This window comes from Pseudooceanicola aestuariicola (genome assembly GCF_045763785.1).
Classification (GTDB): domain Bacteria; phylum Pseudomonadota; class Alphaproteobacteria; order Rhodobacterales; family Rhodobacteraceae; genus Pseudooceanicola.
Map to the genome: position 1 here is coordinate 1,009,701 of NZ_JBJGSF010000001.1, position 25,895 is coordinate 1,035,595.

The 25,895-nt window shown below is 61.1% G+C and carries 26 protein-coding genes; 12 read left to right on the forward strand and 14 right to left on the reverse strand.

The window, feature by feature from the left end; genetic code table 11:
- Positions 1 to 54: 54 nt before the first annotated feature.
- On the forward strand, positions 55 to 354 hold the full coding sequence (locus ACI3GR_RS04580; protein ID WP_407492872.1) for a putative quinol monooxygenase: 300 nt from the start codon (positions 55 to 57) through the stop codon (positions 352 to 354).
- 36 nt (positions 355 to 390) lie between these two features.
- Here ACI3GR_RS04580 and ACI3GR_RS04585 read toward each other — a convergent pair whose 3' ends face one another.
- Complete coding sequence (locus tag ACI3GR_RS04585) at positions 391 to 813, reverse strand: VOC family protein (protein ID WP_407492873.1); 423 nt, start codon at positions 811 to 813, stop codon at positions 391 to 393.
- Positions 814 to 965: 152 nt separating this feature from the next.
- On the opposite strand from ACI3GR_RS04585, the gene ACI3GR_RS04590 reads away from it, so the two are divergent.
- Both ACI3GR_RS04590 and ACI3GR_RS04595 read left to right on the forward strand, forming a co-directional pair.
- Positions 966 to 1,268, forward strand: a complete 303-nt coding sequence (locus tag ACI3GR_RS04590) for a DUF1330 domain-containing protein (RefSeq protein WP_407492874.1) — start codon at positions 966 to 968, stop codon at positions 1,266 to 1,268.
- Positions 1,269 to 1,476: 208 nt separating this feature from the next.
- Complete coding sequence (locus tag ACI3GR_RS04595) at positions 1,477 to 2,061, forward strand: HNH endonuclease (protein WP_407492876.1); 585 nt, start codon at positions 1,477 to 1,479, stop codon at positions 2,059 to 2,061.
- Here ACI3GR_RS04595 and ACI3GR_RS04600 read toward each other — a convergent pair.
- From ACI3GR_RS04600 to ACI3GR_RS04620, 5 genes are all read right to left on the reverse strand, one after another.
- The gene (locus tag ACI3GR_RS04600; protein WP_407492877.1) at positions 2,028 to 2,471 is read right to left on the reverse strand and encodes a PACE efflux transporter; all 444 of its coding nucleotides are present in this window, start codon (positions 2,469 to 2,471) and stop codon (positions 2,028 to 2,030) included. The two genes, ACI3GR_RS04595 and ACI3GR_RS04600, sit on opposite strands and share 34 nt — an antisense overlap.
- A gap of 178 nt (positions 2,472 to 2,649) precedes the next feature.
- Complete coding sequence (locus ACI3GR_RS04605) at positions 2,650 to 3,207, reverse strand: bactofilin family protein (protein WP_407492878.1); 558 nt, start codon at positions 3,205 to 3,207, stop codon at positions 2,650 to 2,652.
- Positions 3,197 to 4,534, reverse strand: coding sequence for a DUF5930 domain-containing protein (locus ACI3GR_RS04610; protein WP_407492880.1), 1,338 nt, complete (start codon positions 4,532 to 4,534; stop codon positions 3,197 to 3,199). Before ACI3GR_RS04610 ends, ACI3GR_RS04605 begins: the two co-directional genes overlap by 11 nt.
- 199 nt (positions 4,535 to 4,733) lie before the next feature.
- Positions 4,734 to 5,561 (reverse strand): ferritin-like domain-containing protein, encoded by an 828-nt coding sequence (locus tag ACI3GR_RS04615; protein ID WP_407492881.1) that lies wholly within the window; start codon positions 5,559 to 5,561, stop codon positions 4,734 to 4,736.
- Positions 5,562 to 5,572: 11 nt separating this feature from the next.
- Positions 5,573 to 6,046 carry a peroxiredoxin gene (locus ACI3GR_RS04620; RefSeq protein WP_407492882.1) on the reverse strand — a complete coding sequence of 158 codons (474 nt, stop codon included), beginning with the start codon at positions 6,044 to 6,046 and terminating at the stop codon, positions 5,573 to 5,575.
- 84 nt (positions 6,047 to 6,130) lie between these two features.
- Between ACI3GR_RS04620 and ACI3GR_RS04625 the strand changes: the two genes are divergently transcribed.
- The 6 genes from ACI3GR_RS04625 (at position 6,131) to ACI3GR_RS04650 (ending at position 14,629) form a co-directional block, all read left to right on the forward strand.
- Positions 6,131 to 9,493: a YhdP family protein gene (locus ACI3GR_RS04625; protein ID WP_407492883.1), complete on the forward strand. Its 3,363-nt coding sequence runs from the start codon at positions 6,131 to 6,133 to the stop codon at positions 9,491 to 9,493.
- 8 nt (positions 9,494 to 9,501) lie between these two features.
- Positions 9,502 to 10,548 carry a tRNA preQ1(34) S-adenosylmethionine ribosyltransferase-isomerase QueA gene (gene queA, locus ACI3GR_RS04630; RefSeq protein ID WP_407492884.1) on the forward strand — a complete coding sequence of 349 codons (1,047 nt, stop codon included), beginning with the start codon at positions 9,502 to 9,504 and terminating at the stop codon, positions 10,546 to 10,548.
- Between the two features lie 45 nt (positions 10,549 to 10,593).
- Entirely contained in the window at positions 10,594 to 11,868 is a 1,275-nt protein-coding gene (locus tag ACI3GR_RS04635) for an MFS transporter (protein WP_407492886.1), read from the forward strand.
- 89 nt (positions 11,869 to 11,957) lie between these two features.
- Entirely contained in the window at positions 11,958 to 12,536 is a 579-nt protein-coding gene (locus tag ACI3GR_RS04640; protein ID WP_407492888.1) for a DUF924 family protein, read from the forward strand.
- A gap of 136 nt (positions 12,537 to 12,672) precedes the next feature.
- Positions 12,673 to 14,064, forward strand: a complete 1,392-nt coding sequence (gene lpdA / locus ACI3GR_RS04645) for a dihydrolipoyl dehydrogenase (protein ID WP_407492889.1) — start codon at positions 12,673 to 12,675, stop codon at positions 14,062 to 14,064.
- A 4-nt stretch (positions 14,065 to 14,068) separates the two neighbouring features.
- Positions 14,069 to 14,629 carry a methyltransferase domain-containing protein gene (locus tag ACI3GR_RS04650; RefSeq protein WP_407492890.1) on the forward strand — a complete coding sequence of 187 codons (561 nt, stop codon included), beginning with the start codon at positions 14,069 to 14,071 and terminating at the stop codon, positions 14,627 to 14,629.
- Positions 14,630 to 14,641: 12 nt separating this feature from the next.
- On the opposite strand, the gene ACI3GR_RS04655 is transcribed toward ACI3GR_RS04650, so the two are convergent.
- Positions 14,642 to 14,995, reverse strand: coding sequence for a rhodanese-like domain-containing protein (locus ACI3GR_RS04655; RefSeq protein WP_407492892.1), 354 nt, complete (start codon positions 14,993 to 14,995; stop codon positions 14,642 to 14,644).
- Positions 14,996 to 15,156: 161 nt separating this feature from the next.
- Here ACI3GR_RS04655 and uvrA point away from each other — a divergent pair, with 161 nt between their 5' ends.
- The gene (uvrA, locus tag ACI3GR_RS04660; protein WP_407492894.1) at positions 15,157 to 18,045 is read left to right on the forward strand and encodes an excinuclease ABC subunit UvrA; all 2,889 of its coding nucleotides are present in this window, start codon (positions 15,157 to 15,159) and stop codon (positions 18,043 to 18,045) included.
- 38 nt (positions 18,046 to 18,083) lie between these two features.
- Here the strand turns inward: uvrA and ACI3GR_RS04665 are convergent, their stop codons facing one another.
- The 7 genes from ACI3GR_RS04665 to ACI3GR_RS04695 all read right to left on the reverse strand — a co-directional run bounded on the left by ACI3GR_RS04665 (position 18,084) and on the right by ACI3GR_RS04695 (position 24,279).
- Positions 18,084 to 18,521: a hypothetical protein gene (locus ACI3GR_RS04665; RefSeq protein ID WP_407492895.1), complete on the reverse strand. Its 438-nt coding sequence runs from the start codon at positions 18,519 to 18,521 to the stop codon at positions 18,084 to 18,086.
- 84 nt (positions 18,522 to 18,605) lie between these two features.
- On the reverse strand, positions 18,606 to 19,019 hold the full coding sequence (locus tag ACI3GR_RS04670; RefSeq protein ID WP_407492896.1) for a hypothetical protein: 414 nt from the start codon (positions 19,017 to 19,019) through the stop codon (positions 18,606 to 18,608).
- 89 nt (positions 19,020 to 19,108) lie between these two features.
- The gene (gene mmsB, locus ACI3GR_RS04675; protein ID WP_407492897.1) at positions 19,109 to 19,981 is read right to left on the reverse strand and encodes a 3-hydroxyisobutyrate dehydrogenase; all 873 of its coding nucleotides are present in this window, start codon (positions 19,979 to 19,981) and stop codon (positions 19,109 to 19,111) included.
- Positions 19,978 to 21,006 carry an enoyl-CoA hydratase/isomerase family protein gene (locus ACI3GR_RS04680; protein WP_407492898.1) on the reverse strand — a complete coding sequence of 343 codons (1,029 nt, stop codon included), beginning with the start codon at positions 21,004 to 21,006 and terminating at the stop codon, positions 19,978 to 19,980. The genes mmsB and ACI3GR_RS04680 overlap by 4 nt, the downstream gene beginning before the upstream one ends.
- The gene (locus ACI3GR_RS04685) at positions 21,003 to 22,142 is read right to left on the reverse strand and encodes an acyl-CoA dehydrogenase family protein (RefSeq protein ID WP_407492899.1); all 1,140 of its coding nucleotides are present in this window, start codon (positions 22,140 to 22,142) and stop codon (positions 21,003 to 21,005) included. The genes ACI3GR_RS04680 and ACI3GR_RS04685 overlap by 4 nt, the downstream gene beginning before the upstream one ends.
- 84 nt (positions 22,143 to 22,226) lie before the next feature.
- Positions 22,227 to 22,646 (reverse strand): hypothetical protein, encoded by a 420-nt coding sequence (locus tag ACI3GR_RS04690; RefSeq protein WP_407492900.1) that lies wholly within the window; start codon positions 22,644 to 22,646, stop codon positions 22,227 to 22,229.
- 133 nt (positions 22,647 to 22,779) lie between these two features.
- Entirely contained in the window at positions 22,780 to 24,279 is a 1,500-nt protein-coding gene (locus ACI3GR_RS04695) for a CoA-acylating methylmalonate-semialdehyde dehydrogenase (protein WP_407492901.1), read from the reverse strand.
- A 101-nt stretch (positions 24,280 to 24,380) separates the two neighbouring features.
- Between ACI3GR_RS04695 and ACI3GR_RS04700 the strand changes: the two genes are divergently transcribed.
- Entirely contained in the window at positions 24,381 to 25,310 is a 930-nt protein-coding gene (locus ACI3GR_RS04700) for a LysR family transcriptional regulator (protein ID WP_407492902.1), read from the forward strand.
- 17 nt (positions 25,311 to 25,327) lie between these two features.
- A complete protein-coding gene (locus ACI3GR_RS04705) occupies positions 25,328 to 25,762 on the forward strand; it encodes a CBS domain-containing protein (protein WP_407492903.1) in 435 nt (144 codons plus the stop codon).
- Positions 25,763 to 25,895: the final 133 nt, after the last annotated feature.

Consider the following 25,895-nt stretch of genomic DNA (forward strand, 5'->3'; position numbering starts at 1 on the left):
TTTACCCTGCGGTCGGTTCGTGGAAGTCTGCGCCCGATTTCAGGAGGAGAAACCATGATCATCATCACCGGCACGATGGAAGTCGCTGAGGGCAACGAAGAGCAGGCGAAAGCCAACTTTGCCTTAGCGGCCGAGAACTGCAAAACCGAACGCGGCTGCATCGAATACCGGTTTTGGCAAAGCGTCGATCAGCCCAACCTGTTCCGTGTCTACGAGGAATGGGAAGACAAGGACTGCCTACGCGAACATTCGGCTCACCCGAACTTTAAGGCCCACGGCGAACGCATGGCACCTTTGGGCGTGTCGAAACGTCAGTTGAAGATGATCGAACCCGACCGGATCAAGGACCTGTAGATCTGATCAATGCGGCCTTACGCCCGTTGCTCTGTACTATTGATTGAACCACAAACGCGGCTCGGCCAATTCAAGCGAATTGCCCGCCGGGTCGCGGAAGTAGATTGATCGCGCCCCATTGGGCCAATGAAAATCCGCTTCAATCGCGACCCCTTCAGCGGTCAGCGCGTCGCACCATGCTGCTATTTGTGGCGCGCTGGCGCGGAAACACAGGTGGCCCTGTCCATGCGCCCCATGCGCCGGGACGGGCATCTGAGTGCTGGTAGACCCCAGAACAGTCTGGGTAGGGTTGAATATCAGCAGAACCATCTGGCCGACGCGGTAGAATACGTGACGTTCTTCGACGCGGGCGATCTGCTCCAGACCTAGGACGCCGCCGTAAAAACGTTCGGCTGCGTCCAGATCCTCTGCATAAAGCGCGGCCTCCAAAAGCCCTTCGATCTTTGGTTTGTCTGTCATCCTGTTCCTCCGGACATCGTGCGGCTTGATCGGTGCGCAGTCTACTGCATTGGATCGGATCAAAAACCGGTGGAGGTAATCCAAGGCGGGGTGTTGCTTTATCTGCGGGTCGTCGCCCAGTATGGGCGGAACCTGCTGAAAAGGAAAAGCCAATGACCGCCTATGTGATCGGACGGATGCAAATCCACAGCCGCGACTGGATGGACGAGTATTTCAAGGCGATCCCGGGGGTCGTTGCCGCGCATTCGGGACGGTTCATCGTACGTGGCGGCGATCCTGCCGGGCTGGAAGGCGATGACCCGCTGCCCGACGCCGCCTTTATCATCGAGTTTCCGGACCGCCAGCACGCACAGGATTTCTGGGCTTCTGACGCGTTTCAAAAGCTCGCTGTTTTGCGCCGCTCAGGCTCCACCCTGAATGCATTTGTCGTCGACGCACTGCCGGTTGATCCGTAACAGCCGCACGTCCCACATTGTCTTGCTGTCGGGTGGTCGAAACTGCCCATTGTCACGGCAGTGTCACGGAATCCGACTAGCCCTGTGGATAAGCTGCATATCGGGGGCTTGTCTTGTGTCAGACCCGATATATAGTTGATATAAGGCAGGGGCGGTTTACCTCGCCCTGGCGCCAACAAGGGCAGACCGGGCGGGAGTGGTTGCGCAGATGGACGGTGATTTCAGAACGGACTTCGTACGGGAACCAGCCGCTTTAAAGCAGCATCCAGCCTTGGTTCTGAACGCGGATTATCGACCGTTATCCTACTACCCCCTCAGCCTTTGGCCATGGCAGGAGGCGGTCAAGGCGGCCTTCCTCGACAGGGTGGACATCGTGGCGGAATATGACGCCTATGTCCGAAGCCCGAGTACCGAAATACGGATACCGTCGGTCGTCGTTCTGAAAGATTATGTAAGACCTCAAAAGCGCGTGGCCTTCACGCGCTTTAATTTATTTCTAAGGGACCAATTCCGCTGTCAGTATTGCGGGGCCAAGGGCGATCTGACCTTTGACCATGTGGTTCCAAGGGCCAGCGGCGGGATCACGTCATGGGAAAACGTCGTCGCGGCTTGCAGCCCGTGTAACCTGCGCAAAGGGTCGAAATCCCTGCGCCGTGCCAACATGAGCCTGCGCAAGCCCCCACGCGCCCCCGGCGCGGAAGAGCTGCGCAACATGGGGCGCAAATTCCCGCCCGGCCACCTGCATGAAAGCTGGATCGATTACCTGTATTGGGACGCCGAGCTAGAGGCCTGATCCGGCAGCGGAAACAGCGCGTCGTAGGCCCAGTTATAGGCAAAGCTGTAGACCAAGTAGAAAACGACAATCGCCGCGTCCATGATCAACGCCTGCCACAGGCCAATGCCCAGATAGGCGGCGATGAAGGGCAGGGTGACGACCAGCAGGCCCAGTTCGAACAACAGCGAATGCAGCACCCGTAGCCCGACGCCCTTGCGCGCGTGCCCCCGTCTGCGGATCAACAGGCGGTCGAACCCCAGATTGTACAGATAGGTCCACCCCGTCGCGAGCAGCGACGTGAACAGCGCCACGACGCCGATGTGGTGAAAGGGAAGCCCGAACAGCAGCGAGCCGATCGGCACGATCAGCATTAGGCCAATCAGTTCAAACAATAGGGCGTGGCGGATACGGTCAAAGGTACTGCGCATGGTGGTCCTGCAAATCTGCGGGCCGTCCCGTGCGGTTTCCCAGGATGGGGGAGGTCGTCCTCTCTGGCTTCAGCTATATCCGCCCGATCCCGAAATCCACCCTGGCCCAAAGAAAAACCCCGAACCGAAGGTCCGGGGTCTGAAACTTTGCTATCCGGGGTCGCGCCCCGGAGCAGACCTAGCTGTCGGTGCTGCCAGTTGCCGGCTTGGACGCCGGGGCAGGGGACGGTGCAGCCGCGGTCGGCGCCGAAGCCGCCGGGGCAGACGCCTTGGATTTGTTGCCGGACAGCGGATCGTCCTGACGCTGGACCGACCCTTCGAAATGCGCACCGCTTTCGATGGCGATGGTCTTGTGGATGATGTCGCCTTCGACCTGCGCGGTCGAGGTCAGGCGCACCTTCAGGCCGCGCACACGGCCCACGATGCGGCCGTTGATTACGACGTCATCGGCAATGATTTCGCCGCGGATGGTGGCGCTTTCGCCGACGGTCAGCAGATGTGCGCGGATGTCACCGTCGATCGTGCCTTCGATGTTGATATCACCGGTGGTCTTCAGGTTGCCCGTCACGTGCAGATCGGCCGAAAGGACAGACGCCGCAGGTTTGGCCTTTGGGGCCGAGGGTTTGAAGTCCGACGTAGCGGTCTTGGACGGAATGGAATCGGACGCCGGAGCAGATGCCGGGGACGTATCGCTGGCCTTGGGACCGGGTTCGTTGATTTTGCTTTTAGAAAACATCGTTAGCAGCCTTGATATAGATCATCGGGTTAACAGCTTTGCCCCCGACGCGAACTTCGTAATGCAGGTGGGGGCCGGTCACCCGTCCGGATGCCCCCATATCACCGATCCGGTCCCCGCGCGAGACTCTTTGTCCAACCTTCACCCGAAGGCGTGACATATGGGCATAGCGCGTCTCGATCCCGAACTGGTGCTGAATCTTGACCAGACGACCATAGCCGGATTGCCAGCCCGCATGAGTCACAACACCGTCACCGGCGGAATACAGCGGCGTGCCGACGGGGCCCGCGAAATCCACGCCCGAATGCATCCGGCGTCCACCGTTCTTGGGGTCACGGCGATAACCAAAACCCGAGGTAAAGCGATAGCTGGCCTTAACCGGCACAGCGAAGGGCGCTTTTTCGGCGGCGATGCGGTACAGGTTCATCCGGTCCATCTGGTCCAGAATGCGGTTGGCACGGCTGGCGTCCAGCGACGGCTCATCCCCCATGGTGGACAGCGTGATCGGAGACAGCGGGCCGCCCTGACCGGAATAGCCGCGGCGCACCTGTTCGATAATACGGTCGGTGTTCATGCCCGCGCTGCGGAACATTTTGTCCAGCGGCTTGATCGACACCGACATCGCTTCTTCCAACTGGCGGAAGATACGGTCGTTCTGGTCGTTCATCATGGCGATCTGCTGGCGCAGATCATCGGCATCGTTAAAGGCGTCCTGCGCGTCGGCGGTCACCTGATCGCGTTCCTGCGCGGTCTGGGCCAGCGCGGCGGTCATGAATTCCAGCGCTTCTTTGTTCACGGCTGCGGCGGTCGATCCGGGCAGGGGCGCATCGCTGTCGTCCAACTGCGCGGTCAGCATGCCAGCCTTTTCGCGCGCAGTATCGCGTTCCTTGATCGTGCGGCGCAGGGTGGATTGCACAACGCCAAGGCCGGTTTCAGCCTCGCGCAGGCGGGTTTCAGCATCCAGCAGTTGCGACTGCATCACCGAAATCTGTTCCAGCGCAAAGTTAAAGCGTTCCTGCGCGGCCAAGGCCTCTTCGGCGCGCATGTCACGTTCTTCGGCCACAGCGTTCAGGCGCTGTTGGTAGACGCGCTGGTCACGTTTCGCCTGTTCACGGAAGTTGCCGGACCCGATCGAGTCGATCAGCAGCACAGCGGTCGCAATGATCGTCCAGGCCACCACTGCGGCAGAGCCGGAGAAGGCGATCAACTGTGTCAGGGGTTTTAGTCGGATGAACCGAGTGTCGGTGTCGGACCGCAGGAAAAGCCGTCTTTCAGGAAAGTGCTTTTCCAACAAAGCATGTGCACGAATAGCAAGTCGTGTCCGCAACTGACCCGTCCTCTGTCCCGTTTCCCTATTTAAACAGCACCTTATGTCCCCGTGGTGCGGTTTAGAGAGGTGTTAACGAACCGGGTCAGACCGGGCAAGCTATTTGGCCGTGAAGTCCTGAAATCAGGAGATTTTTCGCCGATTTGGCGGATTTTCGCCGAAGGTGAGTCCCATCCGCCACGGTTTTTCGGCCCTTTTCCTATCCTTTCGGAGGGGTCTGATCCGCCAAGGGCCAATAGAAATCCGGCGGCAATCCAGCCTCGGCCCGCTTTTCTTCGTTGAACGGCGGCTTAAGCGCGCCGTGGAAATATTTGCGCACCAGATCGTGGAACGCAGGCTTGGGGTCCAGCCCATCGCGCCCGCACATCCAGTGAAACCACTTGGAACCATAGGCGACGTGGTGCACTTCTTCGGAATAGATGACCTTCAGCGCCTCAACCGCTTGAGTGATGCCCGCCTTTTCGTAAATCTGGATCATCCCCGGCGTCACATCGAGCCCGCGCGCCTCCAGCACCATGGGCACAACGGCCAGCCGGCCAAAGATGTCGTCCACCGTGTCTTCGGCCGCGCGCCACATGCCCGCATGCGCCGGCAGGTCGCCGTAGAACGATCCAAGCGCTTCAAGACAGTCGCACACCAGATTGAAATGCTTGGCTTCTTCATCCCCGGCCTGCACCCAATCGTCGTAAAACCCCAAGGGCCAGTCCAGATGCGAAAACCGCGCGATGATATCCCAATGCAGATCGACCGCGTTCAATTCGATATGCGCCACGGCGTGCAGGATGGCGATCTGCCCTTTCAGGCTGCCGGGACGGCGGCGCGGCACGTCGCGCGGGTCCAGCAGCTCGGGCTTGTCCGGGCGCGCGGGCTTTAGCGGGGGCAAGGCCGTGCCAATCGCAATATCCGGCCCGTCGCCCGATCGATACGCCCGCCATGCAGCGGCATGTCTATGCGCCAGCGCGGTTTTCGCACGTCCATCGGCAGTGGTTAGAACCTCTACCGCCATCTCTGCAAGGGTCTGGGGCATGGGGCGCGGACCTACAGCGCTCGAACCGCGTCCAGCACCTCTTCGACGTGACCGGCGACCTTCACCTTGGGCCAGACCTTCGCGATCTTACCCTCGCCATCGATCAGGAACGTCGCGCGGTTGATGCCCATGAAGGTCTTGCCGTACATCTTTTTCTCGGCCCAGACGCCATAGCGTTCGCAGACATCGCCTTCGGCATCCGACAAAAGGATCGCCGTCAGATCGTGCTTTGCGCGGAATTTCGCGTGTTTCTCCACCGTGTCCTTCGACACGCCCAGCAACACCGCGCCCGCAGTGGCGAACTGGTCGCCCATGGCGGTAAAATCCTTGTTTTCGGTCGTGCAGCCGGGCGTGTCGTCCCTAGGATAAAAGAACAAGACCACCGGCGCGGGTTTCAGCGACGACAGGGTAACCGGCTCTCCACCGTCCTGTGGTAAGGTGAAATCGGGGGCGGTCTGACCGACCTCTGGCAAAGCTTGAGACATTGTGAGCGGCTTCCCTCTATCTGTTGGTCGCTTTCCATAATAGATCACGTTACCAGCAGGGAAAGAGCAGGAGCACAGCAAAGGGTGAGCGAACCTTCCGACACGCCGGACAATCAGCCGCCTCAGGGTCAGCCGCAAGGCACCGCCCCACGGCGCAGACGTCGCGTGGGCAAATGGGTCGCGGCCATCCTTGCGATCAAGCTTCTGGTGGTCGTCGTCGCGCTGGCGGCCCTGATGTGGTACGCCCGCGGACGCGATTTTCAGGCCCCCGAATGGGTCAACGACCGGATCGAGGCGCGGCTGGCCACGGCGCTTCCGGATGTTGAGGTCACTTACGGGAACCTGACGCTAAGCATCGCGCTGGATTATCAGCCCAGCCTTCACCTTGTCGATGTGCGCATCCATCCCCTGAACGGGGGGGATCCGATCCTGATGGCTGATGTGACCGGCAGTTTCGATGGCCGCGCCCTGCTGGATCGGCAGATCAGACCTAAGACAATTTCGGTGACTGGTGCGCGGATTCATGTGGATCGCGATATTGACGGTCAGATCGGCGTGGCCTTCGGGGCCAGTCAGCGCCAGCCCGGCGACGGGTCCGTGCGCCCGCGCCTTCGGCCCGGCCCGGCGCAGGGTGACGCGATCAGTGACGATCCCATCGATCAGATCAGCGCCTTTCTGGATCGTCCGGCCTTCTCCGCGCTGACCCAGATCGAAGGTGCGGGCCTGACGGTGCAATACAACGACAGTCTGGCCGGTCGGTCGTGGACGGTGGACGGCGGCCAGCTGGCCCTGACGCGCGACGGTCAGGACTTGCGACTGGCCGGAAACTTTGCGCTGCTGGGCGGGCACGCCTACGCCACCACGATCGAGATGAGCGTTGAGACAGCAATGTATTCCCGCGCCGCCACCTTGTCGCTGCGGGTCGAGGATGCGCCGTCCCGCGACATCGCCACACAAAGCCCCGGTCTGGCATGGCTTGGCGTGCTGGACGCACCGATTTCCGGTGCCCTTCGCGTGGCCACCGACGAAGACGGTGCCTTTGGTCCGATGAACGCCACGCTGCAGATCGGGCAGGGGGCCGTCGCGCCGGATGACGCCATCGAACCGATCCCGTTCGAAAGCGCCCGGACCTATTTCCACTATGATCCGCAGGCGCAGCGTCTGACCTTTGATGAAATCGCCGTGCAAAGCGCCTGGGTCACGGGCACGGCCGAGGGGCGGATCGATCTGAAGGGCGTGGACACCAGCGGCACCGGCATCCCCGAGGCGATGGTGGGCCAGCTGCGCCTGACCGAGATTACCACCAATCCTCTGGGCATTTTTCCGTCATCGCTGGTGCTTGAACGGGCCGAAACGGACGTGCGGCTGCAATTTGATCCCTTCCGCCTGCAGTTGGGCCGGTTCGAGGTGCGCGATCTGGGCGAAGTGATGACCCTGTCCGGCTGGGTGAACGCAAAGCCTGAGGGCTGGGACCTAAGCCTGACCGGACGCATGGCGCAGCTTAGTACCGATCATCTGCTGGCGCTTTGGCCGCCCGTCGCTGTCAACAAGACCCGTGAATGGATCGCCAAGAACGTGGTCACGGGCGATATGCGCAATATCCAACTGGGCGTGCGATCGACCCCGAACGACAGGCCGCGCATTATGATGGGGTTTGATTTCGAAAACCTCACCTCCGTATTCAACAAGGGAATGCCGCCGGTTCAGAATGCCACGGGTCGCGCCGAACTGCGAAACGAACGCTTCGCGATCACCTTCGAATCCGGGCGCATCTACCCCCGGGAAGAGGCGGGCGAGGGGTTGGATGTGGCCGGGAGCTCTTTCGTTTATGAAAACGTTCGCCAGAAACGCGGCCCTGCGGAGGTTCGGGTGAATGCGACGGGTGATCTGCAAGACGTGCTGACCCTGATCGATTCAAAGCCGCTGAACCTCCTGTCGAAGTCTGGCCGCAGCCCTGATCTGGCGCAGGGGCGCGCACAGGTCAGCGCGCAGCTGAATTTCAACCTGATTAAGAACCTGCCCCCCGATCAGATCGACGTGTCGTTTGAGGCTGAACTGACCGACGTGACCAGCGACGTGATCGTGCCAAAGCGCACCTTCCGCGCACCGTCGATTAAGGTCAAAGGCACGCAAAGCCAGATCAGTGCCACGGGCCGTGCCGATCTGGGCGGCATTCCGGTCAGCGGCACGTGGTCCTCGGCCTTCGGGCCAGAGGCGGGGGGCGGCAGCAAGGTCGAAGGATATGTCACCTTTAATCAGCAGGTCGCAAATGCCCTGAACCTCGGCCTGCCTCCGGGGTCGATCGGCGGCGAAGGTCAGGCCAAGATCGCCCTGACCTTGCCCAAGGGCGGGGTGCCAAAGTTTGACCTGACCAGTGATCTGGCGGGCATTTCGGCCAATATCGCCGCGCTGAACTGGGGCATGTCCCGCGGCCAGACGGGCGATCTGCGCGTGTCTGGCACCTTGGGGCAACCCGCCAACATCGACCGGATCAGCCTTGATGCACCGGGTCTGTCCGCCGCGGGTTCGATCACCCTGCAAAATGGCGGCGGGTTAGAGCGCGCCCGCTTTGACCGGGTCCGTCTGGGCGGATGGTTGGACGCGCCGGTGACGCTGACCGGCCGCGGCAAAGGTGTGCCACCGCGCGTCGCGGTCACCGGAGGCAGCGTGGATCTGCGGCGTGCCAAGCTGGCCGGGAAGGGCGGCGACGGTGGTCCGCTGGTTCTGACGCTGGACAGGCTGACGGTATCGGATACGATTGCGCTGACGGGGATGCGTGGCGAATTCACCAACAAGGGCGGGCTGAACGGCCAATTCGTGGGTCGCGTGAACGGCGCAGCCCCGATCAGCGGCACCATCGTCCCCCGCAACGGACAAAGCGCGGTACGTATCTCGGCCGACAATGCCGGGGCCGCTCTGGCGGCGGCCGGTCTGCTGAAAAAGGGCCGGGGCGGCGCACTGTCCCTGACGCTGAACCCCACCGGGGCTGACGGCACCTATGACGGGATGCTGAGGGTTGAAAACATCTGGCTGCAGGATGCGCCCGCCATGGCATCGCTTTTGTCGGCTTTGTCGGTCGTCGGCCTGCTAGAGCAGATGTCCGGCAACGGCATCCATTTTACCGAGGTCGAGGCCGACTTTCGGCTAAGCCCGCAACTGGTCACCATCCGCAAATCCAGCGCGGTCGGCGCCTCGATGGGGATTTCGATGGACGGCTATTACAACCTGAACACCAAATCCGTGGATATGCAGGGGGTCGTGTCGCCGGTGTATGCGATCAATGGCATTGGGCAGATTTTCACCCGCAAGGGCGAAGGGCTGTTGGGCTTTAACTATAATCTGAAAGGCCCCGCCGCGCAGCCTGCCGTCAACGTAAACCCGCTTTCGATCTTTACACCCGGCATGTTCCGAGAGATTTTCCGCCGCCCGGCGCCGCAAACAAACTGACCCAAGACATGCAGTTAAGTGATTTTGATTTCGACCTTCCCGAAGGCCTGATTGCCACGCGCCCCGCGCGGCCGCGATCCTCAGCCCGGCTGCTGGTCGCCGACGGTGATGCAATCCATGACGCGGTGGTGCGCGATCTGACCGACTGGCTGCGGCCCGGTGACCGGCTTGTCCTGAATGACACCCGCGTGATCCCGGCCCGCCTGTCGGGCACCCGCGCCCGCGATGGCGCGCAGGGCCTGACCGAAGCCCGGATCGAGGTCACGCTGCTGGAACCCCAGCCCAACGGCCAATGGGCCGCGCTTCTTAAGCCATTGAAGAAGATCAAAGAAGGAGAGGTCGTCCGCTTTTCCGACGCGCTAAGCGCCACGCTGATCGGCAAGGACGGCGGGCAGGGTGTGTTGGAATTCAACCTGACCGGCGACGATTTCGACACGGCCTTGGCCGAGGCGGGCGCAATGCCCTTGCCCCCCTACATCGCCGCGCTGCGTGCGCCGGATGATCAGGACAAGGACGATTATCAGACGATCTGGGCCAAGAATTCAGGCGCCGTCGCCGCCCCGACCGCCTCGCTCCATTTCGACGACCCGCTGATCGACCGTATCCGCGCCATGGGGGTGACCATTACCTATGTTACGCTGCACGTTGGCGCGGGCACATTTCTGCCAGTGAAGGTAGACGACGTCACCACGCACAAGATGCACGCCGAATGGGGCGAGGTGACCGCGCAAGCCGCAGCCGATATCGCCGCGACCAAGGCCGCCGGGGGCCGCGTGATCCCCGTGGGGACCACCGCATTGCGCCTGATCGAAAGTGCTGCGCGCAGCGGTCAGATAGAACCATGGCAGGGCGAGACGGACATTTTCATCTATCCCGGTTTCACCTTCCACGTGGCCGATGCGCTGATGACGAATTTCCACCTGCCCAAGTCGACGCTGATGATGCTGGTGTCGGCATTGATCGGGCAGGACCGGATCAAACGCATCTATGCCCACGCGGTGGAAGAGAAATACCGCTTTTTCTCTTACGGGGACGCCTCTTTGTTGATCCCGTGACCTTGCCTGTGTCAGCAGGGGGGTAACACGAAGGGAATCGTCATCATGCTACAGGTTTTGGGATCCGCTTGGGCGCTGCTGCTGGGACTGTGTCTGCTGATGGTTGGCAACGGGCTGCAGGGCACGTTGCTGGGGGTGCGCGGTAGCCTTGAAGGGTTTTCAACCTTCGAGATGTCGATTGTCATGTCAGCCTATTTCCTTGGCTTTCTTGGCGGGTCGCGGCTTGCGCCTGAAATGATCCGCCGGGTCGGCCACGTCCGCGTCTTTGCGGCGCTTGGGTCTTTCATATCGGCCGTGCTGATCCTGTATCCCGCTTTTGCCGATCCCTGGGCCTGGACCGTGGGCCGTGTGATCATCGGCTTCTGTTTTTCGGGCGTCTACGTCACGGCAGAAAGCTGGCTGAACAACGCGGCCTCTAACGAAAACCGGGGCAAGGCGCTGTCGCTTTACATGATGGTGCAGATGGTGGGCATCGTGGCGGCGCAGGGCGTGCTGCTGCTGGGTGATCCGTCTGGCTTTATTCTGTTCATCATCCCGTCGGTGCTGGTTTCGATCTCTTTCGCGCCGATCCTTTTGTCGATCTCGCCCACGCCAGCGTTCGAAAGCACGACGCCCATGACGCTGAAGGAGTTGTTTCACGTCTCGCCCCTGTCTTGTGTCGGCGTGTTCCTGTTGGGCGGGGCCTTCTCGGCCCAGTTCGGCATGGCAGCGGTTTACGGGGCGCAGGCGGGGCTTAGCCTGACGCAGATCTCGATCTTTATCGCGACCTTCTACATCGGGGCGACCGTGGCCCAGTACCCGATCGGCTGGATTTCCGACCGGATGGACCGTCGTCGGTTGATCATGATCACGTCGATCATCGGCGGGATCGGCGCGATCATCGGCTTGGCGGTGTCCAATCAGGTGGGGCTGCTGATTGCCGCGTTTCTGGTGGGCGGCATGTCCAACCCTCTGTATTCGCTTCTGATTTCTTACGCCAACGACTTCTTGCAACCCGAAGACATGGCCTCTGCCTCTGGCGGGATGATCTTTCTCAACGGTCTGGGCGCAATCTCGGGGCCAATTGTGACCGGCTATATCATGACCGTGATGGGGCCGGGGGGGTTCTGGTTGTTTATCGGCGTGCTGCTGTTCGCGATGGCGGCCTACGCGCTTTATCGGATGACGCAACGTGCGGCACCGTCTGTTGAAGATTCGGCCAGCTACACGCCTGTGATGATGTCTGCATCGCCTGTGGCCGTGGAATGGGCGCAGGAATGGGCGGTCGAACAGGCCGAATCCGATGAGGAGGCAGGCAATGAGGTCACACCTGCGTCATGATAGCGCCTAACATCCTGAAAATACGTGTTGAACCGTGTGAAACTTTTGCGACACTTGGCGTTAACCGCTGCCAGTGACCGGAGGAGACCATGGTAAGCCCCGAAGAGATCCTAGCCTTTTGGCTTGATGAGGTCGGCCCGAAGGGCTGGTACAATCCCACCGAAGAGCTGGACGAAACCATACGCCAGCGGTTTGGCGCGGCGCATGAGGCCGCGATGCAGGGAACTTATGGCCTGTGGCTGACTTACCCGTCGGGTGTTCTGGCCTATCTGATCCTGATGGATCAGTTTCCGCGCAACATGTACCGCGGTCAGGGCAAGGCCTTCGCCTCTGACGACGTGGCCCGTGCGGCGGCGAAACTGGCGATCGAAAAAGGCTGGGACATGCGGATCGACGAACCGGCGCGCCAGTTCTTCTATCTGCCGCTGATGCATTCGGAAAATCTGGCCGATCAGGAACGCTGTGTTCGCTTGATGAAGGAACGGATGCCGCAGGCGGGCGACGACAACCTGCTGCACGCGCAGGCCCACCGTAAGGTGATCCGTCTGTTCGGCCGCTTCCCGTATCGCAACGAAGCACTGGACCGCACCGCCACGGCGGGTGAGGCGGCCTACCTTGATCAAGGGGGCTATGGTCACACGGTCCGCGAACTACAGGCGGCGCAGTAAAGGCGCCGACGCCCATTTTTCGACCGACACATCTCACGGCCTCGCAGCAATCCACTGCGGGGCCGTTTTGCTGTGTTGAGGCTGTTTGAGAAATAGTTTAACGTCAAACTATCTTGCCGGACAAAGGGGAAAAGCCATGGCCGCAACCTACGATTTCCTTGTCATCGGGGCCGGTCCCGGTGGTTACGTCGCCGCCATCCGCGCCGCACAGCTGGGCTTAAAGGCCGCCGTGGTCGAACGCGAACATCTGGGTGGCATCTGCCTGAACTGGGGCTGTATTCCGACCAAGGCGCTGCTGCGGTCGTCCGAGGTGTTCCACCTAATGCACCGCGCCAAGGATTTCGGCCTGTCCGCGGACAAGATCGACTATGACCTTCCGGCTGTGGTGAAACGGTCGCGCGGGGTGGCCGCGCAGATGGAAGGCGGGGTGAAACACCTGCTGAAAAAGAACAAGGTCGACGTGATCATGGGCACCGCGAAACTGGCGGGCAAAGGCAAGGTCAGCGTCAAATCCGAAAAAGACAGCAAAGAGATCACGGCCAAACACATCGTCATCGCCACCGGCGCGCGTGCGCGTGAGCTTCCCGGGCTAGAGGCCGACGGCGATCTGGTCTGGACCTACAAACACGCCCTGAACCCGTCGCGGATGCCCAAGAAGCTGCTGGTCATCGGCTCGGGCGCGATCGGCATCGAATTCGCCAGTTTCTACAACACACTTGGTGCCGACACGACTGTGGTCGAAGTGCTGGACCGCGTCCTGCCTGTCGAAGATGCCGAGATCAGCGCCTTCGCCAAAAAGCAGTTCGAAAAGCAAGGCATGAAGATCATGGAGAAGTCCATGGTCAAGCAATTGGACCGTGCCAAAGGCAAAGTCACCGCCCATATCGAAACCGGCGGAAAAGTTGAAAAAATGGAGTTCGACACGGTAATTTCCGCCGTGGGTATCGTCGGAAATGTTGAGGATATGGGAGTGGACGACCTCGGCATCAAGGTCGATCGCACCCATATCGTGACCGATGAATACTGCCGTACTGGCGTCGATGGTGTCTATGCCATTGGCGATGTGGCAGGCGCCCCTTGGTTGGCGCACAAGGCCAGCCATGAAGGCGTCATGGTCGCCGAACTGGCTGCAGGCGGACATCCCCACGCGGTCGATCCATCCTCGATCGCGGGGTGCACCTATTGCCACCCGCAGGTCGCCAGCGTCGGCCTGACCGAAGCCAAGGCGAAAGAGCAGGGGTACAAGGTCAAGGTCGGCAAATTCCCCTTCATTGGTAACGGCAAGGCCGTCGCCTTGGGAGAACCAGAGGGCATGGTAAAGACCGTGTTCGACGAAAAGACCGGCGAATTGCTGGGCGCCCACATGGTCGGCGCCGAAGTGACCGAGCTGATCCAAGGCTATGTCGTAGGCCGCGCGCTTGAGACGACCGAAGAAGACCTAATGAACACCGTCTTCCCGCACCCGACGCTGTCGGAAATGATGCATGAATCGGTGCTGGCCGCCTACGGTCGCGCCATCCACATCTGATCCGATGCCCAGCATCAACCGCGTCGCGATGCGGCAGATCAGCCGCCAATGGATCAAGGACCTCGGCCCGCAGCAACTGCGCGTGGCCGAGATCAGTGGCAAGTGGGGCAGCTACTTCAACTTCAAGACGTACGAGCAGTTTCGCTATCCCCAGTACGACATCTGCGAAGGCCCGTTCCGGGACGATGACGGCAAGCCGCGCAAGTTTGATCTGGTGATTGCCGATCAGGTTTGGGAACATCTTGATCGGCCCTATGCGGCGACCAAGAACGTTCTGAAAATGCTGAAGAAGGGCGGGTTCTTCTATATCGCGACGCCGTTCTACATCCCGTATCACGGCGCCCCGATCGATTGTTCGCGCTGGTCAGCGCGGGGCCTGACGAACCTGCTGATCGAGGCAGGGTTTGACGCCGACCATATCCGGGCCGATCAGTGGGGCAACCGCGCCGCAGCGGCCCGTAATCTGGAAACGCCCTGGCCGCCTCAATATGATGAGGCGACCGATGATCTGACGAACGATCCGGATTTTCCAATCACGGCCTGGGCGCTCGCGAAAAAGGCGTAGGTCGAAAAAGCCTTAGGCCTCGACCGCGCCACCGGCCTGAACCCAGTGACCAAAGCCACCGATGTTGTGCACGTTGGTATAGCCCAGCCGCTCAAGGATCATCTTGGCCGATTGCGACCGCCCGCCGGACGCACAATAGACGCCGATCGTGGCATCCCTGGACAGCAGCGGTTCATAATCCGGGTGTGCCGGATCGGCGCGAAACTGCAGCATCATCAGGGGGATATGTAGTGCGCCCTTGGCCTTGCCGGACATGGACACTTCGCCATGTTCGCGCACATCCAGCACGATCTTGCCGTCTGGGGCGGTGACGAAATCCTGCGCGGTGACTGCGGGCGCGGCGGAGCGGTTAAGAATGTTGAACATGGGGGGACTCCGGTTCAGGGGTAGCTTGTTAAATCAGCACATAACATTCGTTTTTATGAATGTGAAGGGGTGACGTGAGATGTTCCTAAAATGTTCTTGATTTTCTCTTGGAAGATCCGCACCCGTAACCTAAATCTTAGGCATTCAGTGCTGGGGGGCCTATGGCCGAGTTAAAGAACATCGAAGTGCGCGGCGCGCGCGAACACAACCTCAAGAACATTGACGTGGATATCCCGCGCAATGAACTGGTTGTAATCACAGGGCTTTCCGGCTCTGGCAAGTCGTCTTTGGCCTTCGACACGATCTATGCCGAAGGGCAGCGCCGCTATGTGGAATCGCTGTCGGCCTATGCGCGTCAATTCCTCGACATGATGGAAAAGCCGGACGTCGATCACATCTCGGGCTTGTCACCCGCGATTTCGATCGAACAGAAGACCACGTCGAAGAACCCCCGCTCGACCGTTGGCACGGTGACCGAGATCTACGACTACCTCCGCCTGCTGTTCGCCCGCGTCGGCACACCCTATTCCCCTGCCACCGGCGACCCGATTGAGGCGCAGCAGGTTCAAGACATGGTCGACCGTGTCATGGGCATGGAGGAAGGCACGCGCGGCTACCTTCTGGCGCCCATCATTCGTGACCGGAAGGGCGAATATAAGAAAGAATTTCAAGAGCTTCGCAAGCAAGGTTTCCAACGCGTCAAGGTCGATGGCCAGTTCTATGAGCTGGACGAACCGCCGACGCTGGACAAGAAGTTCCGCCATGACATCGACGTCGTGGTCGACCGGATCGTCGTGCGCGAAGGCATGGAAACCCGGCTGGCCGATAGCTTCCGCACGGCGTTGGATCTGGCCGATGGGATCGCCATCTTAGAAACCGCGCCCAAAGCGGATGACAACGGCGAAACGCCGGAACCCGAACGCTACACCTTCAGCGAAAAATTCGCCTGTCCCGTCAGCGGATTCACCATCCCCGAGATCGAGCCGCGCCTGTTTTCCTTCAACGCTCCCTTCGGCGCCTGTCCGGATTGCGGCGGCCTTGGGGTTGAGCTGTTTTTCGACGAACGTCTTGTCGTGCCCGATGCGACGCTCAAGATCGCCGATGGCGCGCTGGCCCCGTGGCGCAAGGGCAAGTCGCCGTATTTCCTGCAGACCATCGAAGCCATCGCAAAGCATTACGAATTCGACAAAAAATCCCGTTGGAAAGATTTGCCCGCGCATGTCCAGCAGGTCTTCCTCTATGGTTCCGGCGATGAAGAAATCCCCTTCCGCTATGACGAAGGGGGCCGCGTCTATCAGGTCAGCCGCACCTTCGAAGGCGTCATTCCCAACATGGAACGCCGCTACCGCGAAACCGACAGCAACTGGATTCGCGAAGAATTCGAGCAATATCAGAACAACCGCTCCTGTGGGACCTGCGACGGTTACCGTCTGAAGGCCGAGGCGCTGGCGGTTAAAATCGGCCCGCGCGACAATCTGCTGCACATCGGTCAGGTCGTTCAGATGTCCATCCGGGAGGCGTATGACTGGTGCCAGACCGTGCCCGACGCGCTGACCAACCAGAAGAACGAAATCGCCCGTGCGATCCTGAAGGAAATCCGCGAACGCCTTGGATTCCTGAACAACGTTGGCCTTGAGTACCTGACCCTTAGCCGCAATTCCGGCACGCTTAGCGGCGGGGAAAGCCAGCGTATCCGTCTGGCCAGCCAGATCGGGTCGGGCCTGACGGGCGTGCTCTACGTGCTTGATGAGCCGTCGATTGGTCTGCACCAGCGCGATAACGGCCGCCTTCTGACCACGCTGAAGAACCTGCGCGATCAGGGCAACACGGTGATCGTCGTCGAACACGACGAAGAGGCAATCCGAGAGGCGGATTACGTCTTTGACATCGGTCCGGGGGCAGGGGTCCATGGCGGGTCGGTCGTGTCCCACGGCACGCCTGATGCGATCACCAAAGATGCGGCCAGCCTGACCGGCCAATACCTTGCGGGCACACGCGAAATCGCCGTTCCGGCGACCCGTCGTAAGGGGAACAAGAAAAAGCTGTCGGTGGTCAAAGCCACGGGCAACAACCTGAAAAACGTCACCGCTGATTTCCCTCTGGGCAAGTTCGTCTGCGTGACTGGCGTTTCGGGCGGCGGCAAGTCCACCCTGACGATTGAGACGCTGTTCAAAACCGCGTCGATGCGCCTGAACGGTGCCCGTCAGACGCCCGCGCCGTGTGAGACGATCAAGGGGTTGGAGCACCTCGACAAAGTCATCGACATTGACCAACGTCCCATCGGCCGGACGCCCCGATCAAACCCCGCGACCTATACCGGGGCCTTCACCCCGATCCGCGATTGGTTTGCCGGTCTGCCCGAAGCCAAGGCGCGCGGCTACAAACCCGGGCGCTTCAGCTTCAACGTCAAAGGCGGACGGTGCGAAGCCTGTCAGGGCGACGGCGTCATCAAGATCGAGATGCATTTCCTGCCCGACGTCTACGTGACCTGTGAGACCTGTCAGGGCGCGCGCTATAACCGCGAAACGCTTGAGATCAAGTTCAAGGGCAAGTCCATCGCAGACGTGCTGGATATGACGGTTGAGGACGCGCAGGACTTTTTCCAGGCCGTCCCGTCGATCCGAGAGAAAATGGACGCGCTTGTCCGTGTGGGCCTTGGCTATATCAAGGTGGGCCAGCAGGCGACGACCCTGTCAGGCGGCGAAGCACAGCGCGTCAAACTGTCGAAGGAGCTGGCGAAGCGCTCCACAGGCCGCACGCTCTATATCCTCGATGAGCCGACCACTGGTCTGCACTTCGAAGACGTGCGCAAGTTGTTGGAAGTGCTTCATGAACTGGTGGATCAGGGGAATTCGGTCATCGTGATTGAACACAACCTCGACGTCATCAAGACCGCCGACTGGCTGATCGATATCGGTCCCGAAGGCGGCGATGGCGGCGGTGAAGTCGTGGCCACAGGCACCCCCGAAGACGTGGCCAAGGTCGAACGTAGCCATACGGGCCACTATCTGATCCCAATGCTGAACCCGAAAAAGGTCGCGGCGGAGTAACCGCCCGACCGTGGGTCGCGTCAGCGAAAGCTGAACGTTCAGTACAATGAGATGTGCGGGTTTACGAAATCCAGCACCTGCCGGCTGCGCAGGTCGGCGCGGTACACCTCGCGCCCGACGGTGAAATACGTCCAGCCGTCGCGCGGCCGGGGCAGGCCGTGCCGCACTGGGTTCAGCATAATCAACACATCCGCCGGGAGGGTATCGCCGGGTTTGTACGTCGGCTCCATCGGGGTGACGCGGCGGGCGGCCACGGTCTTGAACCGCTGCGCCACGGCCTCTGCGCTATTGCGCTGGTTGGCCGTGACGAACCGGGCAGAGATGCGTTCAGGCGCATCCTCGCCCGGTTGTTCGATTTCAACCTTGTCGTCCCCCACGTAGATGCAGCGCACGCGCAGCCCGTCGGTAGCGCAATCCGCCAGCACAGGGGCGGCGGTTGCCATTAGCAGAACGGTCAGGCTGGTTACGCGGATCATCATAGGCCCCAATTCAATGCCCCTAGTATGCCACAGCAGAGGCTATTGAAAAAAGGGGGGTATTACGGACGATTTTGGAAACAATCAGTTCAGAATGTCCGTTACGGCACCGATCAGCGCAACAACCTCGCGCGTTTCGCGGTCAACCTGAAACACGTCGCCGCCAATGCGGTAATAGGTACCGTAGGGGTCGAGGGCATAGCGCTCAGGGTCGCGGACAAGGATATAACGTTCCCCGAAGTATGCCCCGTCCAGAACGTCACCCACTTCGACAACGCGGTCACGGGTTGCATTCTTTGCCAGACCGGGCGGCACGCAAGCGGGGTCTTTCTTGGCCAACCCCGGGGGGCAGGCAGCGGTCTGACCCGGCACGGTTTTGGCCATGTGCTTGGCAGCGCCGTGCCCGTTTCCATTGCCATTCCCGTTGCCGGGTTTGGCGATTGCGGCGGCGGGCATGGCCAGTGCGAGGCCCAGAAGGGGAATCGTGAGCAGTTTCATGTCAAACTCCTTTTGTTTGACAGTCAACGTGCCGCGAAGCTGCGGGGTTCCAGCCAGTAGCGAACCCCGCACAATCCCGCCGAAAGGCCTTAACCCCGTCCGCGCTTTTCGAACCGGGGCAACATGGCGCTGAAATCCTTGCCTGCGCCGTCCTCTCCTTCGACAAACTGCGCGTACAGCGCCGCCGCCGCCTGACCCATGGGCGTATCCGCATCTGCCGCCTCTGCCGCTTGCTGTGACAGGCGCAGGTCCTTCAGCATCAGGTCCGCCGCAAATCCCGGTTTGTACCCGTTATCGGCGGGCGACTGAGGCCCCACACCCGGTGCCGGGCAATAGGCGTTCATCGTCCAAGAATACCCCGACGAGGTCGAGACGACGTCGAACATCGCCTGACGGTCCAGCCCCAGTTTGTCAGCCAAAGCAAAGGCTTCGCAGGTGGCGATCATGGTGACGCCAAGGATCATGTTGTTGCAGATCTTGGCCGCCTGACCGTTGCCCGACGGGCCGCAATGCACGGCCTTCTGGCCCATGATGTCGAACAGCGGCTTGGCCTTGGCAAAGGCATCCTCGGACCCGCCGACCATGAAGGTCAGTGTCCCGCCTTGCGCGCCGCCGATGCCGCCCGACACAGGCGCATCCAGTGCCAGCAGTCCCGCCGCCATGGCCTGATCCGCCACTGCGCGGGCACTGTCCACGTCCACGGTCGAACAATCCAGCAGCACGGAGCCGGATGCCATCGCAGGCACGATCTGGTCTGCGACGGTACGCAGGATCTGGCCGTTGGGCAGCATGGTGATGACCACCTCGGCGCCCGCGGCAGCCTCTTCCGCGCTTTTGGCAATGGTGACGCCCTCAACTGCGACGTCGACCATGTCAAAGCCCGTGACCTCGTGGCCTGCCTTGGCAAGGTTGGTGGCCATGGGACCACCCATGTTGCCCAAACCGATAAATCCGATCTTCATGCTGTCTCCTCCTCAAAATCCAGCTCATCGGGCAGGGGGGACAGCATCATCTCGATCTCGTCCTCACTCACAACCTGATGTTTCCATTGCGGGTTTCTGTCCCGGTCGATGATCTGCGCCCGGATGCCTTCCAGAAAATCCCCATGCTCCATCGCGCGTGCGGTAAAGCGATACTCCAGCGTCAGTGCCTCGCGGATGTCCGCGTCCGGCCCCAGCCTTTTCAGCATCTCCAGCGCCACCGCCATCGCCAGCGGAGAGTTCCGACCAAGCGCCTTCAGCGCCTGCGCGGAGATGTCTTCGTCATGCTCAGCCAGCTTGGCTTTGATCTGCTCCAGCGTGCCGGTGAAACACGCATCAATCAGTGCCTGATCATCGGCCAAGGGCGTGGGCAGGTCGGTCGTGCCGTCTGGCAAGGCCACTGTCGTGCCGGTGTCCTCAAGCTCCGCGATGATCTGCGGCCAATCGGCCCGCGCGATATGCCGGTCGGCAAATCCCGCGCGGATCGCATCACCCGGACCCATGCGCGCTGCCGTCAGGCCCAGATAGGCCCCCAGCTGGCCCGGCGCGTGGGCAAGGATCATCGACCCACCCACATCCGGCACCAGCCCGATGCCGCATTCCGGCATGGCGATCTGGGTGCTGTCATCGACGATCCGATGGGACACATGGCACCCGACGCCAACGCCGCCGCCCATGACGAACCCCTGCATAAAGGACACGATGGGTTTGTGATATTCCGCGAGCCGCGCATTCAGGCGATATTCATCGCGCCAGAACTTTTGGCCATAGGCGAAATCACCAGCGGTCCCAGTATCATAGAGGTCCTGAATATCCCCGCCCGCGCAGAACGCCTTGTCCCCCTCGGCGTCGATCACAACCAGTTGGACAGTGTCGTTGTCGGCCCAGTCCTTCAGCGCGGCATAGATCGCCATCGCCATATCATAGGTCAATGCATTCAGCGCCTTGGGACGCTGCAGCGTGATCCGACCGGTGCGTCCTTTGATGCGGATGTCGATATCGCTCATGCCGCGACCATCTGACGGGCGACGATCAGGCGCATGATCTCGTTCGTGCCCTCAAGGATTTCGTGCACCCGCAGATCGCGTACGAGCTTTTCGATGCCGTAATCCGCCAGATAGCCGTAGCCGCCATGCAATTGCAGACACTGGTTCACGACCTTCGATCCCGTCTCGGTCACGAACTTCTTGGCCATGGCGCAGAACTTGGTTGCATCCGGCGCGCCCTGATCCAGCTTCCACGCGGCCTGCCGCAGGAAGGTGCGGGCGGCCTGAAGCTCGATCTCCAAATCCGCCAGCCGGAATTGCAGCGCCTGAAACTGGTTGATCGACTGACCAAAGGCCTTCCGTTCGGCCATGTAATCCAGCGTCATGTTCAGCCCGGCCTGCGCAGCCCCCAGAGAACAGGCCGCGATGTTCAAACGGCCGCCGTCGAGGCCCATCATCGCATAAGTGAAACCTTTACCCTCTTCACCAACCAGATTTCCGCCATCAACATCGCAATTGTCAAACTGCACTTGGCGGGTCGGCTGGCTCTTCCAGCCCATTTTGTCTTCCAGTCCGCCAAAGGACAAACCGGGAGTGCCGTCTTCGACATAAAGCGTGCTGATCCCCTTTGGCCCGTTCTCTCCGGTCCGGGCCATCACGACGTAAGCGTCGGAATACCCCCCGCCCGAGATGAAGGCCTTGGTCCCATTCAGCCGATAACCTTCGTTGGTCCGGTCGGCCCGCGTGCGCAGTGCGGCAGCATCCGATCCCGATCCCGGTTCGGTCAGGCAGTAGGACAGCACCTTGTTCATCGGCAGCGCCTCGGCCAGCACGCGGTCGCGCAGTTCGGGCGCGGCAAAGGTGTCGATCATCTTGGCGCACATGTTGTGGATGGACAGGAACGCCGCAACAGAAGGGCAGGCCATCGACAGCGCTTCGAACACCAGCGTGGCGTCCAGCCGCCCCAGACCCGCGCCACCGTTTTCTTCGCTGACATACAGGCCGCCAAAGCCCAGTTCACCGATCTCAGGCCACAGCGACTTGGGGATCGTGCCCTCGGCTTCCCACTGACGGGCAAAGGGGGCGATCTTTTCCTGCCCAAAGGCATGGGCCATGTCGAAAATCGCGGATTGCTCCTCGCTCAGATCAAATTCCATTCTCTCCTCCTTGCGAATGGACAGCGACGGCAGCAGGGGCAGGCCCCGCGCCGGACGCGTAGATTTTATAAGATGTATAGCGGATCAGGCCGTGCGTTTGCGCAGGTTGGCAAAGTTTTCTTCGTCCACGCCCAGCATCGACAGCGCCTCGGCTTCGGATTGGGCGATCCGGCCCACGACCGCGCCCAGCCCGTCCCATGATTTCAGGATTGACCGTGCCATGGTCAGGCTGATCCGGGTCGGCGCGTGATAGACCATCATCGTCGGGGCCCGGGACCGGGTGACCGTATCGGCCTTGCGCGCCTGCAACTTCATCAGCTCGGGAAAGGACCGTTCGTATTCCACCACTTCGCGCAGATCGACCAGATGCCGTTGATCGGGGTGATACTCCGGGTCGGCGGAATACTGGCCGAAAACCTCCATCGTTTCCGCAACGTTGGTGACGCCCCAGTACCGCACGTAGACCAGATTCAGATCGCCATGGATCGCATATTTCAGCGGCATCAAAAGTCCCCGTTACCCCACACCCGCACGTGACGCCAAAGCGCCTCAGATTCAGACAAGCATACTTGACCAATCGGTTCAATCCTGCGGCCTCACCTGATGGGTTGCGGGGTAACTGGTTAACTTTTCTGGCTTAATCCATGGGCTTGAAGTGGAACTCTCCGCCTTCTTTCAGACCCGAGGGCCAGCGCGCCGTCACCGTTTTCGTCCGGGTGTAGAACTTGAACGCGTCAGGACCGTGCTGGTTCAGGTCACCAAAGGCCGACTTCTTCCAGCCGCCAAAGGTGTGATAGGCCAGCGGCACCGGGATCGGCACGTTCACACCCACCATCCCGATGTTGATCCGGTTGGCAAAATCACGCGCGGTATCGCCATCGCGGGTAAAGATCGCGGTGCCGTTGCCGTACTCGTGGTCCATTGCGTAGCCAAGCGCCTCTTCGTAGGTCTTGGCGCGGACGGTGGACAGGACGGGGCCAAAGATCTCGGTCTTGTAGATGTCCATGTCGGTGGTGACGTGGTCGAACAAATGCGCGCCGACAAAGAACCCGTCTTCATAGCCCTGCAGGCTGAAGTCGCGGCCATCGACGACCAGCTTCGCCCCCTGATCCACTCCGGTTTGGACCAGCCGCAGGATGTTTTCCTTGGCCGCTTTGGTGACGACAGGGCCGTAATCCACGTCGTCGCCCGCGGTGTAGGGGCCGACCTTCAGCTTTTCGACCCGCGGGATCAGCTTCTCGATCAGGCGGTCCGCCGTCTCGTCACCCACAGGCACAGCCACGGAAATCGCCATGCAACGTTCACCTGCCGCGCCGTACCCGGCACCGACCAGCGCGTCCGCCGCCTGATCCATGTCCGCGTCAGGCATGATGATCATGTGGTTCTTGGCGCCGCCAAAGCACTGCACGCGCTTGCCGGCCGCACAGCCGCGCGAATAGATGTATTCCGCGATCGGGGTCGATCCGACAAAGCCGACCGACTGGATCACCTCGTTATCAAGGATCGCGTCCACCGATTCCTTGTCGCCGTTCACGACCTGAATGATGCCCTTGGGCAGCCCGGCCTCGTCCAACAGTTCCGCCAGCATCAGCGGGACCGAAGGGTCACGCTCCGACGGCTTCAGGATGAACGCGTTGCCGCAGGCGATGGCCGGGGCGAACATCCACATCGGGATCATGGCGGGAAAGTTGAAAGGCGTGATACCCGCGGTGACGCCAAGCGCCTGACGCATCGAATAGATGTCGATGCCGGGGCCGGCGCTGTCGGTGTATTCGCCCTTCAGCATCTGCGGCGCGCCGATGCAGTATTCCACCACTTCCAGACCACGCTGCACGTCGCCTTTGGCATCCGGGAAGGTCTTGCCATGTTCGCGGCTCAGCGCCTCGGCCAGCTTGTCCATGTCGCGGTTCAGCAGGCCAACAAAGGCCATCAGCACGCGGGCGCGGCGCTGCGGGTTCACTGCGGCCCAGGCGGGCTGGGCGGCTGCGGCGATTTCCACCGCGCGGTCCAGCTCGTCCTTGGATGCCAGCGGCACCTTGGCCTGCACTTCGCCGGTGGCGGGGTTCATGACGTCCGCAAAGCGGCCCGAGGTGCCTTTGACATGGGCGCCGTCGATGTAATGGGTCAGTTCCTGCATGGGATCCTCCTAAATTTGCGCGCAGGATAGGCCTGCGGGATTGCGTAAGACAGGGGAAATCGGGCAAATAGGTTTTGCGTTTTTGCAAAGGGTGGGCCGCAATGCATTGGGATGATCTGCGAATATTCCTTGCCGTCGCGCGGGATGAAAGCCTGTCTGCCGCCGGACGTCGCCTGCGGATCGACCCCGCCACAGTGGGCCGCCGTATTGGCCGGCTAGAGGAACAGATCGGCCATGCCCTGTTCGCCAAATCGCCCCAAGGCTACGCCCTGACCGAAGCGGGCCAGCGCCTGATCGCCCATGCCCAACGCGCTGAACAGGCCGTGCTGGAGGCGGGCGAAGAGATCACGGGCCAGACAGGCGGCCTGTCGGGCCAAATTCGCATCGGCGCGCCCGATGGCGTCGCGAACTTCCTGCTGCCTCAGGTCTGCGCCGCCATCCAAGCCGATAACCCGGAACTGGAACTGCAAATTGTCGCCCTGCCGCGCCTGTTCAACCTGTCCCGACGCGAGGCCGATATGGCCGTCACCGTCAGCGCGCCGTCAGCCGGTCGGTTGTTGGTGCAGCGCATCACCGATTATCACCTGCATCTGGCGGCCTCGGCCCGCTACCTTAATCGCCACGGGCCCATCACCGACCTTGCCGAGCTTAGGCACCACCGGATCACCGGCTATATCCCCGACATGATCTTTGACAGGGAGTTGGATTACCTAAGCGAACTTGGCGTCGACCACGTCGCGCTGGCCTCGAATTCCGTGCTGGTGCAGTTCAACTGGCTGCGCCACGGGGCAGGGGTGGGGATCGTGCATGACTTTGCGCTGCCCTCCGCCCCGGACCTGCGCCGCATCCTGACAGATCGCATCAGCCTGCGCCGCAGCTTTTACCTTGTGCGTCATGCGGATGACGCGCGGCTGGAAAGGATGAACCGTTTCGCCGCGCTTCTGTCGGATGGTTTGCGCCACGAAGTCGCCCGGTTAGAGGCCGAGCTTGACAAAATGTCGCAGGGCGCGGACGCTGAGGGGACGGAATAGCCAAGGGAGGAATGGCCATGATCGTCCAGCAGATCCTGACGTCCAAAAGCAATCAGACCGTGGTGACGGTGCGCCCCGACACGCCCGTGTCAGAGGTCACGCAGGTCCTGACCGAAAACCGGATCGGTGGTGTGATCGTGTCTGCTTCGGGGGATACGGCGGATGGGATCCTGTCGGAACGGGATATCGTGCGCGCCCTGTCCAAGCGCGGCCCCAGCTGCCTAAGCGATACGGCCGATCAGATGATGACCAAGAACCCCGTCTGCTGCGCGCGCGGCGACACCGCCGATCAGGTGCTGCAAGGTATGACCGATGGCCGGTTCCGCCACATGCCCGTGGTCGAAGATGGCAAGCTGGTCGGCATCGTCACGATCGGTGACGTGGTCAAAGCCCGCCTAAGCCAACTGTCGATGGAACGTGACGCATTGGAAGGAATGGTCGCAGGGCACTGACCCGGCAAATACGCGGCGGTCCTATATCACAGGGGCCACCGACCGCGCCCGATGCTGCACTGCGCGAATATTTGTCCCAAAGCCTTGCATTCCATCGCGCAATAATGTTGCGTGCGCAGAACCCAGATAGCGA

Bases quoted from the DNA above. Each gene is read 5' to 3' on its own strand.
- ACI3GR_RS04650 (WP_407492890.1), top strand. From the start codon at position 14,069: ATGCCCAGCATCAACCGCGTCGCGATGCGGCAGATCAGCCGCCAATGG.
- ACI3GR_RS04700 (WP_407492902.1), top strand. From the start codon at position 24,381: ATGCATTGGGATGATCTGCGAATATTCCTTGCCGTCGCGCGGGATGAA.
- ACI3GR_RS04605 (WP_407492878.1), bottom strand. From the start codon at position 3,207: ATGTTTTCTAAAAGCAAAATCAACGAACCCGGTCCCAAGGCCAGCGAT.
- ACI3GR_RS04615 (WP_407492881.1), bottom strand. From the start codon at position 5,561: ATGCCCCAGACCCTTGCAGAGATGGCGGTAGAGGTTCTAACCACTGCC.
- ACI3GR_RS04580 (WP_407492872.1), top strand. From the start codon at position 55: ATGATCATCATCACCGGCACGATGGAAGTCGCTGAGGGCAACGAAGAG.
- ACI3GR_RS04590 (WP_407492874.1), top strand. From the start codon at position 966: ATGACCGCCTATGTGATCGGACGGATGCAAATCCACAGCCGCGACTGG.
- ACI3GR_RS04620 (WP_407492882.1), bottom strand. From the start codon at position 6,046: ATGTCTCAAGCTTTGCCAGAGGTCGGTCAGACCGCCCCCGATTTCACC.
- ACI3GR_RS04655 (WP_407492892.1), bottom strand. From the start codon at position 14,995: ATGTTCAACATTCTTAACCGCTCCGCCGCGCCCGCAGTCACCGCGCAG.
- ACI3GR_RS04680 (WP_407492898.1), bottom strand. From the start codon at position 21,006: ATGAGCGATATCGACATCCGCATCAAAGGACGCACCGGTCGGATCACG.
- ACI3GR_RS04595 (WP_407492876.1), top strand. From the start codon at position 1,477: ATGGACGGTGATTTCAGAACGGACTTCGTACGGGAACCAGCCGCTTTA.
- queA (WP_407492884.1), top strand. From the start codon at position 9,502: ATGCAGTTAAGTGATTTTGATTTCGACCTTCCCGAAGGCCTGATTGCC.
- ACI3GR_RS04705 (WP_407492903.1), top strand. From the start codon at position 25,328: ATGATCGTCCAGCAGATCCTGACGTCCAAAAGCAATCAGACCGTGGTG.
- ACI3GR_RS04635 (WP_407492886.1), top strand. From the start codon at position 10,594: ATGCTACAGGTTTTGGGATCCGCTTGGGCGCTGCTGCTGGGACTGTGT.
- uvrA (WP_407492894.1), top strand. From the start codon at position 15,157: ATGGCCGAGTTAAAGAACATCGAAGTGCGCGGCGCGCGCGAACACAAC.
- mmsB (WP_407492897.1), bottom strand. From the start codon at position 19,981: ATGAAGATCGGATTTATCGGTTTGGGCAACATGGGTGGTCCCATGGCC.
- ACI3GR_RS04695 (WP_407492901.1), bottom strand. From the start codon at position 24,279: ATGCAGGAACTGACCCATTACATCGACGGCGCCCATGTCAAAGGCACC.
- ACI3GR_RS04685 (WP_407492899.1), bottom strand. From the start codon at position 22,142: ATGGAATTTGATCTGAGCGAGGAGCAATCCGCGATTTTCGACATGGCC.
- ACI3GR_RS04640 (WP_407492888.1), top strand. From the start codon at position 11,958: ATGGTAAGCCCCGAAGAGATCCTAGCCTTTTGGCTTGATGAGGTCGGC.
- ACI3GR_RS04600 (WP_407492877.1), bottom strand. From the start codon at position 2,471: ATGCGCAGTACCTTTGACCGTATCCGCCACGCCCTATTGTTTGAACTG.
- ACI3GR_RS04665 (WP_407492895.1), bottom strand. From the start codon at position 18,521: ATGATCCGCGTAACCAGCCTGACCGTTCTGCTAATGGCAACCGCCGCC.
- ACI3GR_RS04690 (WP_407492900.1), bottom strand. From the start codon at position 22,646: ATGCCGCTGAAATATGCGATCCATGGCGATCTGAATCTGGTCTACGTG.
- ACI3GR_RS04670 (WP_407492896.1), bottom strand. From the start codon at position 19,019: ATGAAACTGCTCACGATTCCCCTTCTGGGCCTCGCACTGGCCATGCCC.
- lpdA (WP_407492889.1), top strand. From the start codon at position 12,673: ATGGCCGCAACCTACGATTTCCTTGTCATCGGGGCCGGTCCCGGTGGT.
- ACI3GR_RS04585 (WP_407492873.1), bottom strand. From the start codon at position 813: ATGACAGACAAACCAAAGATCGAAGGGCTTTTGGAGGCCGCGCTTTAT.